General features: G+C 61.8%; 14 protein-coding genes. All 14 read left to right on the top strand.

What is annotated here, in order from left to right; genetic code table 11:
- Nucleotides 1–88: 88 nt before the first annotated feature.
- The 14 genes from AC1D2N_RS28150 (at nt 89) to AC1D2N_RS28085 (ending at nt 18,040) form a co-directional block, all read left to right on the top strand.
- Nucleotides 89–628: a (2Fe-2S)-binding protein gene (locus AC1D2N_RS28150; protein ID WP_376766652.1), complete on the top strand. Its 540-nt coding sequence runs from the start codon at nt 89–91 to the stop codon at nt 626–628.
- Entirely contained in the window at nt 625–4,167 is a 3,543-nt protein-coding gene (locus AC1D2N_RS28145) for a molybdopterin cofactor-binding domain-containing protein (protein ID WP_130729684.1), read from the top strand. The genes AC1D2N_RS28150 and AC1D2N_RS28145 overlap by 4 nt, the downstream gene beginning before the upstream one ends.
- 11 nt (nt 4,168–4,178) lie before the next feature.
- Entirely contained in the window at nt 4,179–6,863 is a 2,685-nt protein-coding gene (locus AC1D2N_RS28140; protein WP_130729685.1) for a carbohydrate-binding protein, read from the top strand.
- A 17-nt stretch (nt 6,864–6,880) separates the two neighbouring features.
- On the top strand, nt 6,881–9,118 hold the full coding sequence (locus AC1D2N_RS28135; protein WP_477982420.1) for an MGH1-like glycoside hydrolase domain-containing protein: 2,238 nt from the start codon (nt 6,881–6,883) through the stop codon (nt 9,116–9,118).
- Nucleotides 9,119–9,482: 364 nt separating this feature from the next.
- A complete protein-coding gene (locus AC1D2N_RS28130; protein WP_032981498.1) occupies nt 9,483–10,559 on the top strand; it encodes an ABC transporter substrate-binding protein in 1,077 nt (358 codons plus the stop codon).
- Nucleotides 10,549–11,463: an ABC transporter permease gene (locus AC1D2N_RS28125; RefSeq protein WP_018245253.1), complete on the top strand. Its 915-nt coding sequence runs from the start codon at nt 10,549–10,551 to the stop codon at nt 11,461–11,463. Before AC1D2N_RS28130 ends, AC1D2N_RS28125 begins: the two co-directional genes overlap by 11 nt.
- Before the next feature lie 10 nt (nt 11,464–11,473).
- Entirely contained in the window at nt 11,474–12,253 is a 780-nt protein-coding gene (locus tag AC1D2N_RS28120; protein ID WP_007813634.1) for an ABC transporter permease, read from the top strand.
- Complete coding sequence (locus AC1D2N_RS28115; protein WP_018245251.1) at nt 12,240–13,289, top strand: ABC transporter ATP-binding protein; 1,050 nt, start codon at nt 12,240–12,242, stop codon at nt 13,287–13,289. Before AC1D2N_RS28120 ends, AC1D2N_RS28115 begins: the two co-directional genes overlap by 14 nt.
- Nucleotides 13,290–13,291: 2 nt before the next feature.
- On the top strand, nt 13,292–13,888 hold the full coding sequence (locus tag AC1D2N_RS28110) for a cysteine hydrolase family protein (protein ID WP_047620181.1): 597 nt from the start codon (nt 13,292–13,294) through the stop codon (nt 13,886–13,888).
- A 53-nt stretch (nt 13,889–13,941) separates the two neighbouring features.
- Nucleotides 13,942–14,421: a MarR family winged helix-turn-helix transcriptional regulator gene (locus tag AC1D2N_RS28105; RefSeq protein WP_018444488.1), complete on the top strand. Its 480-nt coding sequence runs from the start codon at nt 13,942–13,944 to the stop codon at nt 14,419–14,421.
- 32 nt (nt 14,422–14,453) lie between these two features.
- On the top strand, nt 14,454–16,796 hold the full coding sequence (locus AC1D2N_RS28100) for a beta-glucosidase (RefSeq protein ID WP_477982417.1): 2,343 nt from the start codon (nt 14,454–14,456) through the stop codon (nt 16,794–16,796).
- 13 nt (nt 16,797–16,809) lie between these two features.
- Complete coding sequence (locus AC1D2N_RS28095; protein WP_018245247.1) at nt 16,810–17,139, top strand: XdhC family protein; 330 nt, start codon at nt 16,810–16,812, stop codon at nt 17,137–17,139.
- Nucleotides 17,139–17,846, top strand: a complete 708-nt coding sequence (locus AC1D2N_RS28090; protein ID WP_018245246.1) for an XdhC family protein — start codon at nt 17,139–17,141, stop codon at nt 17,844–17,846. The genes AC1D2N_RS28095 and AC1D2N_RS28090 overlap by 1 nt, the downstream gene beginning before the upstream one ends.
- Nucleotides 17,843–18,040: a hypothetical protein gene (locus AC1D2N_RS28085; RefSeq protein ID WP_018245245.1), complete on the top strand. Its 198-nt coding sequence runs from the start codon at nt 17,843–17,845 to the stop codon at nt 18,038–18,040. Before AC1D2N_RS28090 ends, AC1D2N_RS28085 begins: the two co-directional genes overlap by 4 nt.
- The last annotated feature ends 156 nt before the right edge of the window (nt 18,041–18,196 follow it).

Below are 18,196 nucleotides of genomic sequence, written 5' to 3'. Positions count from 1 at the left end.
GACGTCCGGGCGATGTCTGCTGCGTAGCGGTACGGCCGATGGAAAGAGGCGAGGTCTGTGTTTCGTTCTCCGGGGCGGAGGGCCTGCTTTGACACTGCCAGTTTGCTTCGGTTTGATTGTGAACGATGCCGTCGAGAGCGTCGAAGCAAGCCCGGAAACACCCCTTCTCTATATCCTCAGAAACGATCTCTCCCTCAACGGCCCGAAATACGGTTGCGGGCTCGGTGAATGCGGCGCTTGCGCCGTCCTCGTCGATGGTCGCTCCGTGCGCTCCTGCACCGTGCCTCTGGGTGCCGTCGGCACCCGCCGCGTCACTACGCTTGAGGGTCTCGGCACGCCCGAGCATCTGCATCCAGTCCAGGCGGCGTTTATCGACGAGGCCGCCGCTCAATGCGGATATTGCCTGAACGGCATGATCATCGCCACCACAGCCCTGCTCAATCGCAATGCCGATCCCGACGAGGACGCGATCCGCGAGGCGTTGCGCCATCATCTGTGCCGTTGTGGAACGCACATGGAAATACTTGCCGCGGCCAGGCGGGCGGTCGCCTATTCCAGGGCCGAACGGACGCGACGATCCACGCCGGACGATATCTCACCAAAAGCTGCGAAGGAGGTCTCCCCATGACCGACCACCGCCAAATGCCGAAATCCGCCTATATGTCGGCCGCCGACATGCTGCTTGTTGTCAACGATACGCGGCTTGGCGACGGTGCGGAACTCTACATCGCGGTGGGCGCCGATAGCCGTGTGACTGCGTTCAACGGACATGTTGATCTAGGGACGGGCATCCGCACCTCTCTGGCGCAAATCGTCGCCGAAGAGCTCAGCATGCCGTTCGAGCAGGTGGACATGGTGCTCGGCACGACCTCCGCCGCGCCCAACCAGGGCGCGACCATCGCCAGCGAAACGATCCAGATCACCGCGGTGCCGCTGCGCCAGGCCGCCGCCACCGCCCGCCATCATTTGCTCGCCAAGGCGGCTGAGAAGGGCGGCGTGCCGCTTGAGCGGCTGCGGCTGGAAGACGGCATCATCCGTGCCGATGGCGGCGAGAACTGGCAGCTCAGCTTCGGTGACATCGTCGCCGGCAGCCATGTCAGGCTGTCGATCGATAAATACGCGGCCCTTAAGCCGGCCTCGGACTATAGAGTGGTCGGCTCGTCGCGGCCGCGCGTCGATATCCCCGAGAAGGCCACGGGGCGCTGGACTTATGTGCATGATGTGCGCGTGCCGGGCATGCTGCATGGCCGCGTCGTTCGCCCGCCTTATGCGGGGTTCGATCACGGCGATCATGTCGGAAACAGCCTGATCTCCATCGACGAAACATCCGTTGCGCACATCAACGGGCTGGTCGGCGTCGTCGCCCTCGGCGATTTCGTCGGCGTGGTCGCGACCCGCGAGGAAAACGCCATCGAGGCGGCCAAGAGCCTGAACGTCGTGTGGCGCGCGCCGCCCGAGTGGCCGGATCTCAACGCGCCGGAAAAGGCGCTGCGCGCCAATCCGTCGACTGCGCGCAGGCTTGCCGATCTCGGCAATGTCGATATGGCCCTGGCCGGCAGCGCCCAGCCGATGAACCGCACCTATGTCTGGCCCTACCAGATGCACGGCTCGATCGGGCCGTCCTGCGCGGTGGCCGATTACAACGAGGGCGGGCTAACGGTCTGGTCGGGGACGCAGAACCCGTTTCCCATGCGCCGCGATCTGGCGCTGCTGCTCGACATGCCGGAAGAGCTGATCCGGGTCGAGCGGTTGGAAGCCGCCGGCTGCTATGGCCGCAATTGCGCCGATGACGTCACGGCCGACGCGGCGCTGCTGTCGCGCGCCGTCAAGGCACCTGTCCGGGTGCAGCTGACGCGCGAGCAGGAACATGCCTGGGAGCCGAAGGGCGCCGCCCAGATCATGGACGTGCGCGGCGGTATCGATCTGGAGGGCGGTCCGTCCGCCTATGATTTCGAAACCCGCTATCCCTCCAATCTGGCGCCGACCCTTCCCTTGATCCTCACCGGCAAGGTGCCGCCAGTTTCCGACGTCGTGCAGATGGGCGATCGCACCGCCATCCCGCCCTATGCCTACGGGAACCTCCGCGTCACCGTGCACGATATGCCGCCGATCGCGCGTGCTTCCTGGTTCCGTGGCGTGTCGGCAATGCCCAACACCTTTGCGCACGAATGCTACATCGACGAACTGGCAGCCGCCGCCGGCGTCGATCCGGTCGAGTACCGGCTTCGCTACCTCCACGATCCGCGCGCCGTCGACCTGGTGCATGCGCTGGCCGAGCGGGCGAAATGGGTGCCGCATACGACATGGGGCACGCTGGGTGGCGAGGGCGACCTGCTCTACGGACGCGGGTTTGCCTATGCCGTCTACATCCATGGGCCGTTTCCGGGCAAGGCCGCCGCCTGGGCCGCCTGGGTCGCCGATGTCGCCGTCAACAAGAAGACCGGAGAGATCGCGGTCACCAAAGTGACCTGCGCGCAGGATTCCGGGATGATGATCAATCCCGACGGCGTGCGCCACCAGATCCACGGCAATATCATTCAATCCACCAGCCGGGTGCTGAAGGAAAAAGTCGAATTCTCCTCGACCGCCGTGCAGTCGAAGGAATGGGGCGGCTATCCGTTGATCACCTTCCCCGAGGTGCCTGATATCGACGTGCTGATGGTGCCGAGGCAGGACGAGCCGCCGCTCGGTGTCGGAGAATCCGCCTCCGTTCCCAGCGCCTCGGCCATCGCCAATGCCGTTTACGATGCCACCGGCATTCGCTTCCGCGAACTACCGCTGACGCCGGAGCTGGTACTCGCCGCGCTGAACGGCAAGACGGATGAAGCGCCGGCTGCCCCGGTGGCGAAGAAGCGGAAGTGGTGGAACATCGGTCTGTCGGCCGTCGGTGCCGTCGCCGCTTTGTCCGGTATCGTCACAATGGCCTCGCCTTGGCGTTCTGCTATCGGCACTATTCCGCGACCCGATGCCAACGTCTACAGCCAGGCCACCATCGAACGCGGCAGGCTTGCGGCCGCGGCCGGCGCCTGCAATGTCTGCCATGTCGGTGATGACGGCACACCCTTTGCCGGCGGCCGGCGCTTCGACACGCCGTTCGGCGCCGTCTATGCCACGAACATCACCCCGGACACTGAAAGCGGCATCGGCGCGTGGTCGTATCCAGCCTTCGAACGGGCCATGCGAGGGGGCGTCAGCCGCGACGGCCATCACCTCTATCCCGCCCATCCCTACACCTCGTTCGCGGGCGCCGAGGAAGCCGATCTTCAGGCACTCTACGCCTACATGATGACGCAGGCGCCGGTCGCCGAAAAGGCGCCGGAGACAAAGCTCAAATTTCCCTACAGCATCCGCGCGATGATGGCGGGCTGGAATGCGCTGTTTCTGAAAGCTGAGCCGTTCAAATACGTCGAGACCCGTGGTGCGCAATGGAACAGGGGCGCCTATCTCGTCGAGACGCTCGGTCACTGTTCGGCCTGTCACACGGACCGAAATGTGCTGGGCGCGGAAAAGAGCGGCAGCGCCCGGCTCTCCGGTGGCTTTGCCGATGGCTGGGAGGCGCCGGCTCTCAATGCCTTCGCCAAGGGCCCCGTCAGCTGGACGGCGGACGCCTTCTACGACTATCTGCGCACCGGACATTCGCGCGATCACGGCAGTGCCGCCGGCCCGATGGCGCATGTCGTCGAAGTCATGCAGCCGCTGCCGGATAACGATATCCGTGCCATGGCAACATATCTCGCCAGCCTCAACGAGGCCCCCGCCGATAGCAACGCACAAAGCGAGGCCGCCATTGCCGCAAGTGAAGCAGCCAAGGCTGTCGCCGCTCGGGTTTCGCCGAAGGGCGAGCGGCTGTTCAACGGCGCCTGCGCCACATGCCACACCGGAAACTCGATCCTGTCGTCGCTGGCGCTCAACAGCAACCTGCATGCGGCGACGCCGGACAATCTCATCCAGGCGATCCTGAACGGTGTCGAGGCGCCGGCGATTCTGGCGCAGACCACCGGCCGTGAGGCCCCGGAAGTAATGTCGATGCCGGCCTTTCGCCAGACGCTGAACGAAAGCCAGATCAAGGATCTTGCCGACTATCTGAGAGCGCGTTTCGCGCCCGACAAGCCGGCCTGGACGGAAACGACCAACGCCATGCAACGCGTGACGGCGGCAACCCACTAGGGAGCAGACGATTGGAGCAGATCCGAACCGGGCAGGACATCGATCGCCGCGACTTATTCGAGAACCCGACAACAGCGTTCCGGCCGTCGGCCTACTGGTTCTGGCATTCGATCCCGACAGAGGAGGTCTGCCACGCGCAGCTTGCCGATTTCAAACAGAAGGGGATCGGCACGATCCTGATCCAGGCTCGGCTTGCGATGTCGCGCGACGACTACCTGTCGCCGGCCTACCTCGTCGCCTATCGCGCCGCGGCCGGCATCGCCGCCGAGCTGGGGCTGAAGCTCGGGATCTACGACGACTATAACTGGATCAGCGGGCACGCCGGCGGCCGGACAGTCGTGGACCGCGACGACCTGCGCGAGCGCCATCTTTTCTGGATGTCCTCAGGAGATCCGCGGGGTGAGATCAGTGGCATTCATCCGCCTTTCACTCGGAAGATGGGATCGGACATTTTCGAGTGGCAATATGAAGGCGGTCGGGTCGAGTGGTGCGAATGGATGGTCGCGTCGGCCCTGCTGCATTCCTCCGGCGAGGTTGGCAGTCTGGACGAGATTGTCGATGTGACCACGCAGACATCAGTCGTTAGAAGCGACGGTGTTTCCTGCACCTACGCATTCGACGGGGAGATTAAAGACGGCCAGACGATAACGGTATTCATCAGCGCGCGCTCCACGACGTCCCGGCTGATCAACTACCTCCTGCCGGAAGCCGCGGAGCGGTTTATCGACGTCGGGCTCGATCCGCTCGTCGAAGCGCTTGGTGATCTCGTGCCTGATCCCGTCGGTTTGGTCTTCTATGACCAGCCGGCGGCCGGCTTTTACAAATGGGATCAGATTTCGGGCAGTCTTGGCAACAGTCTGCTATTTGCTTCGACGCTGCCGGATGCCGTTTTGCAAAACACGGGCCAGCCGTTCGCCAAGACGCTGCTGGCGCTGCTGCGCAATGTCGGGCCTGACACCTTGCGGCTGCGCGCGCAATTTTATGCCGCTTATTCAGCCCTGATGAACGATGCCTTCTCGGGCACGCTGCGTCGATGGGCCGAACGCAAGGGCATCGCACTCACGGGGCACGAAATCCTGCCGCATATCAGTTCGTGGGCCTTGAACGGGGGCTTCACCAGCATTGACCCCAGGGTCGCGCTTGCCGTGGATTTCTTCGGCATCGATGCCTACAGGCATGAGACGACGGTCGACTCCAACAATTTCGTCGCACAGCTGGCGCCCAAGCTCGGCGATTCCGTTGCCCGCTCGAATGGCCGCAGCCGCTGTGTCGTCGAAACCTATGCCAGTGCCGAGCGAACGCCGGTGCGCGCCGCCGGGCAATGGGAACTGACGCTGGAGACGATGCGGGCGCAGGCAATCCGGCTTTATTGCCTCGGCACTCGCCAGTTTCTATGGCACGGCGTCTACCAGACGGATGGGCGCGACAACGATCCGACGCCCTTTACCAATCCGCGTTTCGATTTCGCGCCGGGCATCAACTTTGAGCCCTGGTGGGGCTATCATGACCTGTTTTCGCAGGAGACCGCGCGTATCTCAGCCTTCATCGAGCCGGCCACACCCCGCACCCCGGTCGCAATCCTCTATCCACTTCATACCGCCTTCGCAGAAGGCCCACGCCACGGCCATGCCACTCACATCGGTGCATGGTGCGAAGGGCTTCTGGCCAGGCGCTGCGACTTCATGTTCGTCAGCGAGGCCGATCTGGCCAAGGCGAGGATCGAGGACGGCCAGATGCTGGTCTCGGGGCTGGTCTTCGATGCCCTGATCCTGCCATCGGTGACCGTGCTGGAGACGAAAAAAACGGTGCAGCCACTGGAGACCTTCCGCGCCGCTGGCGGGGTCGTGTGGTCCTCCGGAGATCGCCTGTCGACCGTTTGCGATGCCACGGATCCTGTGGCTGCGGTGGCGTCGACGCATATCGATCGGATGCCCGGCGGCAGCGATATCGACGCGCTGCTGGCAGGGCTTCCGCCGTCCGGTCCTGTCATCACCGGCCATCCCGCGGACCGGCTCTGGCAATGGGCCGGATACGAGGACAATGGCTGGTGGCGGATCGTTCTCTTCAACGATGGGGCAGCCGCGCTGGAAAGTGAGATTTTCTTCAATGACGGTTTCGACTGCGAAGTCTGGTCCGCCACGACAGGCAAGATCGAGGAGGCCGCTGCCTTCAGTCAATTGACCGTCACGCTCGAAGCGCAGGAAGCGCGCTGCCTCCGCCTGCGTCAGACAACGCATGGGGGCGCAGGCGATGGCCATCTCTTGAACCAGCCAGCGCTTGACCTCGCGCGCGCCGTCTCACTTGTCGATGGTTGGAGTTTTGCGCCGGCGGCCAATGCAGCATTCGTGCCGATTTCGGTCGAGACCGGATGGGAGACGCAGGGATTTGCCGATTTGTCCGGCACCGGGATCTACCGGCTGGCGCTGGAGATCGGCGACGAGGCCGACTGGTTTCTCGAGTTGCCTGACGTCGCGACCGTGGTCGCCGCCAGCCTGGACGGCCGGCAGATCGATCGGCGGGGCTGGCGGCCCTATCGTTTTGCGCTCGGCCGGTTGCGTCCTGGCGTCCATTCGCTCGAGTTGCGCGTCGCCAACACGGCGGCAAACCGATATTACGCCAACACGCCTTATCTCGGCGATACGGCCGACAAGAGCGGCCTGTCCGCAGTACCGAAACTTATTCCGCTGACACACTGACCGGAAGTTACAGAGCCATGCTACAACATTCGACAATCCCCCTGATGCGTGCCTGGAACAGCTGGTCAAGCCGGCCGGCCGAAATGGTCTTCCTGCCGCTCGGCGTGCGGATCACGCCGGTTCTGTATTCAACGCGTAGCAGGACGACCTCCGCGATAGAGCCGCGGCGCGACGCCGTTCGCCTCGGCCGTCACACCATTGACGGCTCGTTGATCGAGCTGGAGACAGACCTCAGCGGTACGACGGTCTCGTTTTCGACGACCAAGACCGACCCCTTCGCCGTACGCGGCAGGTGGACCGGCAAGGTGTCGGCCGAATGGGGGCTGCGATTTTGGGTGACGCTGGCGATCTCCTCCGATGGCGGTGAGGTGGCGGTCCATGATGCGGCACGCAACATTACGCTGCTGAAGGTAGGCACGCGATTCGTGGCGGTCGCGACCGCCGAGGCGCCGGTGCACGTCACCGGCCACGACACGATCGACGCGCTGCGGGCGGACTTCGAGGAGAACGGCTATTTCTACACCGCCACGCGCAAAAACGAAGCGCCGGTGATCGCCCTGCGCTTCAATCTTGAGATGATGCGCCAGGGCGCCTATGCGGCGGGCGTCGCCGACAGCGCCGAGCTCGCGATCGCAAAGGCGAAGGCCTGCCTTGCGGCCGGGGCGCCGGCTGAGCTCGCCGTGGCGCAGACCGGCCTGTTCGAGGGCGCCCTCGACGCAATGCGCGACGTGGTCGCCTGGAACACCATCTGGGACGAGACCAACGCGCGGCCCTATACGGCGGTGACGCGGATTTGGAATCTCGGGAAATTTGCCGTCTGGTTCAACGACCAGATTTTCGCGGCCCTTCTCGCCGGCGTGTTCGACGCCGATCTGGCGCGCGAAAACATGGCGACCGCCATGGCCGGCGCAACGCCGCAGGGCAATATCGCCTGCATCGTCACCTCCAACGATGTCTGGGTCGATCGCACCCAGCTGCCGTTCGGCGCGCTCGTCGTCTGGCAGCTCTACCAGCGGACCGGCGAACGGTCGATGATCCAGGCAAGCTACGACGCGCTGGCGCGCAATAGGCGCTGGTGGCAGGACAATCGCGATCCCGATGGTTTCGGCCTGCTGTCCTGCGGCACCTCTGATGTGGGTGAGGGCCTGTACAAGGGCACTGCCTTCGGCGCGCGCAACGAGACCGGCATGGACAACTCCGCGACGCATGACGAAGCGATCTACGATCCCGTCACCCGGACGCTCTCGACCTTCGACCTCGGCCTCAACTGCGCGGCCGCTCTCGATGCCGAAATGCTCTCAAATATGGCAGTCGTGCTCGGCAAGCATGATGATGCCCGCCAATTCGCCGCATTGGCCGAACGCCACCGGACGCTGATCTCGGAAACGCTCTGGGATGAAAGTCGCGGCATCTTTGCCAATCGACAGCGGCGCGGTGGTTTTGTCCGATCACTGTCTCCGACCAGCTTCTATCCGCTGCTTTGCGGCGCCGCGACGCCGGCTCAGGCGGCGCGTCTGCTTAAACATCTGAGCGACGAGACCACTTTCGGCGGGGACTTCGTGCTGCCGAACGCGACGCGTGACGATCCGGCCTTCGCCGACAACGTCTACTGGCGCGGCCGCATCTGGCCGAATGTCAACTACATGGTCTGGCTCGGCCTGCGTCGCTACGGCTTCACGGCCGAAGCGAGCAAGCTCGCCGGCCAGAGCTACGACCTGTTCATGAAGAACTGGCGCGAGGATCGCATCGCCTCCGAAAACTACAACGCCGTGACGGGCGAGGCACTGGACCAGGGTGACACCGACCCGTTCTACATCTGGGCCGCCATGCTGCCATTGATGGCAACCGGCGAAATCGTCGAATTTGATCCGTGGACGGGCTGGACAGTGCGCAACACCGGCCGCGACCTGGCGCTCGGGCCAATGTTGTCGCCATCGGGGACTTTGCATCTGCAGGTCGAGGCCGCTGTTTTGTCGATGACGCTCAATGGCCGCGTAATATTGCGGACGGACCTGCAAACGACGCTTTCGCGCATCGTCATGAGCGATGGACGACTGGCCTGCACCATTGCGCCTGTTGCCGCAGCTGGCTACATCGATCTGCCTCGGTTGGATATCGGCGATGTCCTTGCTGTTCGTCTTGATGGGCGGGGGATCGGCTATGTTGCAAGCGCCGACGGCATACGCCTCACGATTGCTGAAAGCGCGCAGGACCGCCGACTCGACATCTATTTTTCCGCTGCAGACGCAAGGTAGCGCTTGACACCTGTCAATTCGTCATTAATAGTTTGTATGCAAATAAAAAAACAAAAAGACTGATTTCAAAGATCAGAGGGTTTGAACTAAAGGTCTACCGACAATCGAATGATTTAGGTGGGTCATTATCGAAGTACGGCACCGATATCTCGGTTATGAAGTCATGTTCCGCTCTTTGCGGCGCAGGCTTTTGCTCGCCTGGAAATCATGCGCCTCGAGCCTTCGATCTCCTCTGGTTATAGTTGGTACACAAATTAGTTGATGTGCATTGCATGTCTTCTGTTTTCGGCCTTGCCGATCCGTTGAGGTCGCTGACCGCGGTCACGATCGTCCATAACTGTGTATGTTCAAGAGGGGTGCCACAATGACTGAACTCACCAGACGCAACACGATGAAATTAATGTCCGCGGCGCTTGTCGCTGGCGTCAGCTTCTCTAGCCTCCCGCGCAAGGCTTTTTCGGCGGGCACCATCACGGTCCTGAACTGGCAAGGCTACGGAACGGACGAAAAATGGTCTGTCGAGGCTTTCGCGGCAAAGACCGGCATCACGGTCGTTCACGACTACTATAGCTCGGAATCGGAAATGCTCACCAAGCTGCGCACCAATCCGGGGGCTTATGATCTCGTTATCCTCAACGCTGCGCGTTGCGCTCAGGCGGTTGCCGAAGACCTGCTGCAGCCGATCGATTTCAGCAAGGTTCCAAACGCCTCAACGGTCGATGAGACCCTCCGCGCCAACCCGAACTTCAGCAAGGACGGCAAGGGCTATGCCGTTCCTTGGGTCTGGGGCATGACCTCGCTTGCCATCCGTGAAGGCATGACCGTTCCCGACAGTTATGCGGTCCTCGCAGACCCGGCCTATAAGGGTCGTGTTGCCATGGACGACGACGCCATCATCAATGTCGGTGTCGGCGCGCTGATGAGCGGGCAGGACATCAACGATCCCAAGGATCTGGCTGCTGTCACGGCCGCGCTGAAGTCCATCAAGCCGAACGTCAAGTTGCTGTGGTCGACGGAAGACCAGTGGAACAAGTCGTTCGCCGCCAAGGAATTCGACCTGTCGCTGTTCTGGTCGGGCGGTTCAGTACGCTCCAAGCGCGTTTCCAAACTTCCGGTTCAGTTCGTAGTGCCTAAGGAAGGCGGCGTCGGTTGGGTCGATGGTCTCGGGATTCCGTCATCGGCGCCGAATCCAGAAGGTGCTCTTGCCTTCATCAACTGGATGATCGATCCGACATTTTATGTAGAGTGGGCAACCAAGATAGGGGCGCCCGCCTCGTCGAATTCGGCAGCCCTTTCGGCACTCCCCGCCGACGATCTCACGCGTTTGGTGCACAAGACCGAGTACTTAAAGACGACGTCCTTTGTCTCGGGCATTCCCGACGACCGCCGTGAAGCCTTCAACAATATCTGGCAGGAAGTGAAAGCCTTCTATGCAGAATGATCGAGTGATTTCAGCGTCAGAGCGCGGACCTTCGGGTCCGCGCAGCCGGCGCCCGCTCCCCCCATGGATATCGACGACGGCACTGCTGCTGCCGACCTATGGATGGCTGACACTTGCCGTTTTCCTGCCGCTGCTGACCATGCTCGTGTTCAGCTTCATGTCCGCGACACCGATGGGCAAGGCCCCGATCGTCTTTACGCTGAAGCAGTACCGCGCGTTCATCGACCAACCCTATCTGGTCGGGATCGGCATCACGTCGCTGCTGATCGGCTTCTGGACGACGCTGTTCTGCGCAGTGCTTGGTTTCCTGGCGGCTGTGGCTTTGGTCCGCTCGACCTTCGGCAAGACGCGTGAGATGTTGTTGATCCTCATCCTCCTGCCATTCTGGACCAACGGTCTTGTGCGCGTCTTTTCGTGGACCATGGTACTCCGGGAAAACGGCTTCCTTGACAATCTCCTGCATATGATCGCGCCCGATGCCGGATCGATCGGTTTTCTTTATACGCGCTATGCCATCGTGGTCGGTCTTGTCCACGGCTATCTGCCCTACATGATCCTGACTTGCTACATCGCGCTTGTGGCTATCGACGACGCGATCATTGAGGCTGCATCGAGTCTCGGCGCGCGCTGGTGGACCATTTTGTTCAAGATTTTGGTGCCGCTCGCCGCACCCGGCCTGATTTCTGGCTCCGTCCTGATCTTCATTCCGGTGATCGGCTCTTTCATGGAACCGCGCATCCTGGGCGGACGTGTCGGCGTCACCATGGGAACGGTGATCGAAGACCAGTTCACGCAGGCCTTCAACTGGCCGCTAGGCGCATCTTTGTCCTTTACGCTTCTGGCCGTCGTGCTCGCCATTTTCGCAACCTTCTCCGGCGCTCTGCGCCGTGGCACGGTAGCTTGAGGAGAGGATCATGAAACCGCTTGGCCGTATCTATCTCATTGCGATCCTTATCTTCCTCTACACGCCCATTCTCGTGATGATGGCAATGGGGTTCAACGCATCGCCGCTCTATGAACTGCCCTTCAGCTTCTCGTTGCAATGGTATCAGGCTCTGTCGAGCAACACCGTGCTTCTGACGGCTGGCCTGAACAGCATCGTCATCGCCACGATCACGGCAGTGCTGGCGACGGCGCTTGGGACCATGGCTTCGGTGGCGCTGTCGCGACGGACATTCCGCGGCAAGAGCCTGCTGCAGCTAATGCTACTGCCGCCGATTGCCATTCCGTGGCTGATTACCGGCACGGCGATGCTGATCTTCTTTTACTGGAGCGGCATCGGGCGTGGCATGCATGCCCTGCTGATCGGCCACGTCGCACTCGCAATCCCCTATGTGGTTCTGGTGGTCGGGACCGGCTTCCGTACTATTCGTGCCGATCTGGAAGAAGCAGCCATGAGCCTCGGCTCCACGCCGGTTCACGCCTTTTTCTCGGTGACGTTGCCACTGCTCTATCCGAGCATCCTCGGCGCCGCGCTGTTTGCCTTCGCAGTTTCGCTCGACCAGTTCGTGATTTCCTACTTTCTCGCAACGCCCGGCTACACCACGCTGCCGGTGCAAATCTACTCCTCGATCCGCAAGGGCTTCACCCCCGAAATCAACGCGATCTCGACCGTACTTCTGCTCGGCTCGATGACGATCATCCTGATTTTTGCGCGTTTCGCCAAGCCTGGAGACACTCGTGACAAACGTTAAAGTCAATTCCGTCGCCAAGACCTACGGCACCACGCCCGTCCTGTCGGATATCACCACCGAGTTTCCCGAAGGCTCCTTCACCAGCCTTCTCGGCCCATCCGGTTCCGGCAAGACCACGCTTCTGCGCATCATCGCGGGCTTCATCAAGCCGGACCAGGGTATCGTCAGGATCGGCAACAACGATGTCACCGACATCCCTGTCTGGGGCCGCAACATTGGCATGATGTTCCAGTCCTACGCACTTTTCCCGCACATGACGATCGCCCAGAACGTCGCCTTCGGTCTCGAACGTCGAGGCATCAAGGGCGCCGCCGCGCGCAAGGAAGTTGATCGGGCTCTTGAGATGGTCCGTCTTCCCGGCTTCGGCGACCGCACGCCCAAGCAACTGTCCGGGGGTCAGCAGCAGCGCGTCGCACTGGCCCGCGCCATCGTCATCAAGCCGAGCGTACTTCTTCTCGACGAGCCGCTGTCGGCGCTCGATCGCCGCCTTCGCCAGGAGATGCAGGTCGAACTGCTTCGCATCCAGCGTGAAAGCGGCCTGACGACGATCTTCGTTACCCACGACCAGGAAGAAGCGCTGACGCTGTCCGACAAGGTGGCCATCCTCGACAAGGGCCGCATCGTCCAGATCGGCGAGCCGGAAACCGTCTACGAACGGCCACTGACGCGCTTTGCGGCGGAATTCCTCGGCGATTCCAACTTCCTCACCGGGACGGTGGATAATGGAGCCGTGCGTCTGGCCGATGGGACGGTCGTCCGGACCACCGGGACGTTGCCATCAAGCGGATCCAAAATTACGCTTGCGGTTCGTCCGGAAAAGATGTCGATCGTATCTGGTCCGACGGACGGCAATAGCCTAACGGCACGCATCACCACGGTCATCTATGCAGGTCCCGTGCTTTCCTATCTGCTAGAGACTGCCGATGGCCTGCCGCTGAAGCTGTTTGCGCAGAACCGCGATGGGAAGATTCTGAGCGATGGAGACAGCATCACCCTGAGCTGGGCCCCGGAACACACCGTCTCGGTGGCCGACTGATCATGGCAACCGCGCCGCTCTCCAAGAATACGTTGCATGTCGTCATCGACATGCAACGTCTGTTTGCCGAGGAAACGGCGTGGCATACACCAGCAATCGCCGACATTCTTCCGAACGTGCTGGCGCTCAGCCAAGCGCGCCCGTTCGACACGATCTTTGTCCGATTTGTGGTTCCGCAGAACGCGGAAGATGCAAAAGGCCGCTGGAAGAACTACTATCGCCGCTGGTCATCGGTGACGCTGGATGAGCTCGACGCGACCGTGCTGGATCTGGTCGCGCCGCTGGCGGCGATCGCCGGTCCTGGCTCCATCGTCGACAAAGAAACCTATTCCGTCTTCGGTTCGCCTGGTTTCGCCGGCCGCTTGCAGAACTCGGGAACGGACACTCTGATTTTCTCAGGCGTCGAAACAGACGTCTGCGTCTACGCGAGCGTTCTCGATGCAGTGGACGCCGGCTACCGGGTCATCCTGGCCGAGGATGCGCTGGGAAGCGGTGACATGAAAGCGCACGCCATGGTAACCGAGATCTTGGTGCCGAGGCTTTCGGAGCAGATCGAAATCTTATCGACAGAAGCCATCCTAGATTTATGGCGAGACTGAGTTCGACAATGCGATTGCCAATCACGAACGAACAGGCAGATTTGAGAGATCCGATGGATGTTCCCTTCAAAGACAAAGGCGGCCGCAGGAAGGCGGCAGTGCCTAAGGTTCAAGGCCAGCAGGCCGAGTATGCGCTTGGCGAACAGATCGGCTTCTATCTGCGGCAGGCAAACCAGCGGCACGTGGCGATTTTTGCGAGCCTGATGGCGGAGAAACTGACCACGACCCAATGGGCAGCGCTGGTCAAGCTCAACGAACTGCAGCCCTGTTCGCAGGGCAATCTCGGCCGCGAAACCGCCATGGACATGGCGACAATCAAGGGGGTCGTCGATCGACTGGTGAAGCGCGGGCTGGTTCACACAGCACCCGACGCAACCGACGCACGGCGGCTGGTGCTGACGCTGACGCCGGACGGCGAGGCGACGGTGGCTCGCAACCTGTCGGTCGCACTGCAGATTTCGCAGGAAACACTGAGTAACCTGACGGTTGCCGAGCGCATGATGCTAATGGAACTCCTTCAGAAAATCTGCTGAGCCGACGCCTGCCGTAACCTCGGAGACTACCCATGTTCCAGCTCAGCGAAGACGAAATCCCATCGCTCGTTGGCCAAATGACCGTCGGCGAAAAGGTCGCTCTACTGAGCGGACGCGGGCTGTGGAAAACGGCATCGATCGAAAGGCTCGGCATCCCTTCGGTCGTCATGACTGATGGTGCGTATGGCGTGCGCTATTCGACCACCCAGATCGACGCCGGCGACAACGACGAAGACAGTCTCCAGGCATTCCTCGATCTCGTCGGGCAACTGGGCGATGGGCCAGGCGGCATGTTCGGCGCCACCCGCCCGGCCACATGCTTTCCAAACGGCAATCTGCTCGGCTGTTCCTGGGATATCGATCTTGCCTACCGCATGGGGGCGGCACTTGCGGCCGAGTGCCAGGATTTCGGCGTTCATCTGCTACTCGGCCCCGGCATCAACATCCGGCGCACGCCATTGGCTGGGCGGGCCTACGAATATTATTCCGAGGATCCCGTCATCAGTGGTGAACTCTCTGCTGCTGTCATCTCAGGCCTGCAGGATCATGGCGTCGGCGCCTCGCTGAAGCATTTCGCCTGCAACAATTCGGAAATCGAGCGAACCACGACCAGTTCCGATGTCGACGAGCGGGCCCTGCGCGAAATCTATCTGGCGGGCTTCGAGCGGGCAATCGAAAGGAGCGCGCCATGGACCGTGATGAGCGCCTACAATCCGCTGAACGGCATCCAGGCAGCCGAGCATCATTGGCTGCTCCGCACCGTGCTGCGCGAGGAATGGGGTTATGACGGGCTGGTCGTCTCCGACTGGCATGCGATCAAGGATCGTGGCGCCGCGCTCAATGCCGGCACCGAACTCGACATGCCGGAAAGCCAGCCGCGCAAGGCGCGCCTTCGCGCCGCGATCGAAGCCGGCGACGTGCCGACTGAGTTGATCGATGCCGCCTGCGCCAGGGTTCTGGCGTTCGTGATCAAGTGCAAGATGCACGAGGAGCGCGGCACGGCGGCGGATCTCGACGCGCACCATGCGCTGTCACGCGAAATCGCGGCGGAATCGATCGTGCTGCTGCGCAACGTAGGCAAGGCGCTGCCACTTGATCCCGGCCGCCCGGGCGAGCTTCTCATCGTCGGCGATGGCGCTGTCATTCCGGTCATCCAGGGCTCCGGCTCGGCCACCACCAATCCTTATCGCGTCGACAGTCCCTTGGCGCAGATCGCCAAGCGGGCGGGAGACACCTTGACGGTGCGGCATCAGCCCTTCTCCTGCGCCGCGCAGGGGGACCTGTTGGCCTCGATCGAGGCGACCGTTGAGGCTGCGTCACACGCCGATGTCGTTGTGGTGTTCGCGGAAAACGAGAAGAGCCGCCACGGCGAAGGCAATGACCGCGACACACTGAAGCTCGCCGCCAGCCACGACGCCCTCATCAAGGCACTGGCGTCAGCCGGTCGCAAGATCGTCGTCGTGCTGTCGATGCCGGATACTGTCGAGATGCCGTGGCTCCACGATGTTGATGCCGTGCTTGCCAGCTTCTATGCCGGGCAGGGCGGCGGCGAAGCGATCGCCCGTATTCTGTTCGGCGAGCAGAACCCTTGCGGTAAACTCTCCGCCAGCATGCCCGCGCGCGTGAACGATATCCCAGGATGGCACACCTACCCGGGCGAGCACGGGCGGCATGTCTATAGCGAGGGTATTTTCGTCGGGTATCGGTTCTATGATTTAAAAGAAATCGTCCCCGCTTTCCCGTTCGGGCACGGGCTCAGCTACACCTCGTTCACGTATGAGAATATGGAGCTCGACAAGAGCGAGATCGGCGCGGATACGAGTTGCACGGTGCGTGTCACTGTCCGTAACAGCGGCTCGGTCGCCGGCAAGGAAGTGGTCCAGCTTTATGTGCGCCCGCTTGCGCCCGGCCTGAAGCGGCCAATCCGCGAGCTCAAGTCCTTCACCAAGCTGCATCTGCAGCCTGGCGAGACGAAGACGGTGAGCTTGACGCTGAGGCAGCGCGATTTCCGCTATTTCGATACGGCACGCTCCGCTTGGGTTCTCGATGCGGAGGCTTTCGTGATCGAAGCTGCGGCATCCTCGCGCGATATCCGCTTGTCAGTTACTCTGCCATGTAAGTTGCCCGCTCCTGTGTTGCCACTGATTTCGCCCAATTCTCCAACAGCCCTCGTCTTTGCCCACCCTAGGGCTGAGGCTGTTCTTGTCAGTTTCTTCGTCGCCAGGCTTTCGATCTCAAGTGCAGAAGCTACGGCGCTTCTTGCAAAAACGAAGGGGTCCTTTCTCGGATTCTACGACACTTTGAGCTGGTATGTCGGAGATAGCGTCAAAGAGACGGATATCGCCAAGATCTTTGCAGGACTAAACGACCATTGACCTGAGGGCCGAAATGACAACCGCAATATACGCAACCGACCCCCTTTTTGCTGCCGAAGAATGGATAGCAGCTGGTCGTGATGTTTCGATTGCGACCGTGATCGAAACCTGGGGTTCGGCGCCGTGTTTGGCGGGCAGCCATCTAGTGGTCGACGCTGATGGCAATTTCGAAGGCTCGGTCTCCGGCGGCTGCATCGAAGGTGCGGTGATCACGGCGGCCATCGATGTGATTGCCGACGGCAAGGCGCAGATGCTGGAATTCGGTGTCGCGGACGAAACTGCCTGGCGAGTCGGCTTGTCCTGCGGCGGGCGCATCCGCGTCTATGTCGAAAGGATCGGCTGATGCGCCTCAACAGTCTGCAAAGCCTGAACGCCGCGCGTCGAAAACGTGTTGCCGCAGTGCTTCTGACCGATCATCATGCCGACGAGGAGCATGTCATCCTGGAAGGTGACCCGATCGAGGAACCGTTTGTCGCACTCGTCGAACGTGCCTTTCGGTCCGGCCGCTCTATAGCCTTCGACAGCGCTTCCGCAAGCGGCTTCGTCAACGTTTACATGCCCGCCCCGCGTATTGCCATCATCGGCGCCGTCCATATCAGCCAATGTCTGACGCAGATGGCAAGGCTCGCTGGCTTCGATGTGCGGGTCATAGACCCTCGCACGGCCTTTGCGACGCGGGATCGCTTTCCTGACGTGCTGCTGTCCGCCGATTGGCCTGCCGATGCGCTTACGGCCGATCCGCTCGACCGTTACACCGCCTTGGTCGCGCTCACCCACGATCCGAAGATCGATGATTTTCCCCTGGCCGCGGCATTGCGCACCGGCTGCTTCTACATTGGCGCACTCGGCAGTCAAAAGACCCACGCCGCGCGGACCGAACGCCTTGCCGCGGACGGCTTTGGCGCCGATGCACTTTCAACCATCCACGCTCCGATCGGGCTTGATATAGGTGCGTCCAACCCCGCCGAGATCGCCGTGGCCATATTGGCTCAGGTCATCCAGGCGCTTCACTCGCGCCGCCCTTCGCTCTCCTGGGATGGGCCGCAATGAAACGCCCTCAGTTCTTGCCGACGACGCTGGCTGGTCGCCTCATGCGCTACGACCTACGGAAGAAGCCCGTTCGAAGCGGCATGTACTATGCCAAGGCGACCTTGTGTAGCTGGAGCGGGCAGGCCTTCGTCAAGGTGACGGCAGCCCGCATCGGCGATACCATTCGGAGAGATGCCGCCGCCCATTGCCGATGAAGCCCGCGACTGATCATCGTCGTCGGTGCATGGCGATTTCATTCCCGCAGTCCTGCGCGTCGACATCCCGATGGATCCGGGAAACCTCATGGTTTTTCGGCGAGATCGGTACCTGTTATGCCGTCGGGGATCCGGGGCTACGCCCGCGGCCCAAAA

It is taken from the genome of Rhizobium sp. P1_B8, assembly GCF_056406515.1.
The sequence above is the reverse complement of the archived record's forward strand: the minus strand, read 5'-3'. Positions and strand labels throughout refer to the sequence as shown.

Bases quoted from the DNA above. Each gene is read 5' to 3' on its own strand.
- AC1D2N_RS28145 (WP_130729684.1), top strand. From the start codon at position 625: ATGACCGACCACCGCCAAATGCCGAAATCCGCCTATATGTCGGCCGCC.
- AC1D2N_RS28135 (WP_477982420.1), top strand. From the start codon at position 6,881: ATGCTACAACATTCGACAATCCCCCTGATGCGTGCCTGGAACAGCTGG.
- AC1D2N_RS28130 (WP_032981498.1), top strand. From the start codon at position 9,483: ATGACTGAACTCACCAGACGCAACACGATGAAATTAATGTCCGCGGCG.
- AC1D2N_RS28125 (WP_018245253.1), top strand. From the start codon at position 10,549: ATGCAGAATGATCGAGTGATTTCAGCGTCAGAGCGCGGACCTTCGGGT.
- AC1D2N_RS28120 (WP_007813634.1), top strand. From the start codon at position 11,474: ATGAAACCGCTTGGCCGTATCTATCTCATTGCGATCCTTATCTTCCTC.
- AC1D2N_RS28110 (WP_047620181.1), top strand. From the start codon at position 13,292: ATGGCAACCGCGCCGCTCTCCAAGAATACGTTGCATGTCGTCATCGAC.
- AC1D2N_RS28105 (WP_018444488.1), top strand. From the start codon at position 13,942: ATGGATGTTCCCTTCAAAGACAAAGGCGGCCGCAGGAAGGCGGCAGTG.
- AC1D2N_RS28100 (WP_477982417.1), top strand. From the start codon at position 14,454: ATGTTCCAGCTCAGCGAAGACGAAATCCCATCGCTCGTTGGCCAAATG.
- AC1D2N_RS28095 (WP_018245247.1), top strand. From the start codon at position 16,810: ATGACAACCGCAATATACGCAACCGACCCCCTTTTTGCTGCCGAAGAA.
- AC1D2N_RS28090 (WP_018245246.1), top strand. From the start codon at position 17,139: ATGCGCCTCAACAGTCTGCAAAGCCTGAACGCCGCGCGTCGAAAACGT.
- AC1D2N_RS28085 (WP_018245245.1), top strand. From the start codon at position 17,843: ATGAAACGCCCTCAGTTCTTGCCGACGACGCTGGCTGGTCGCCTCATG.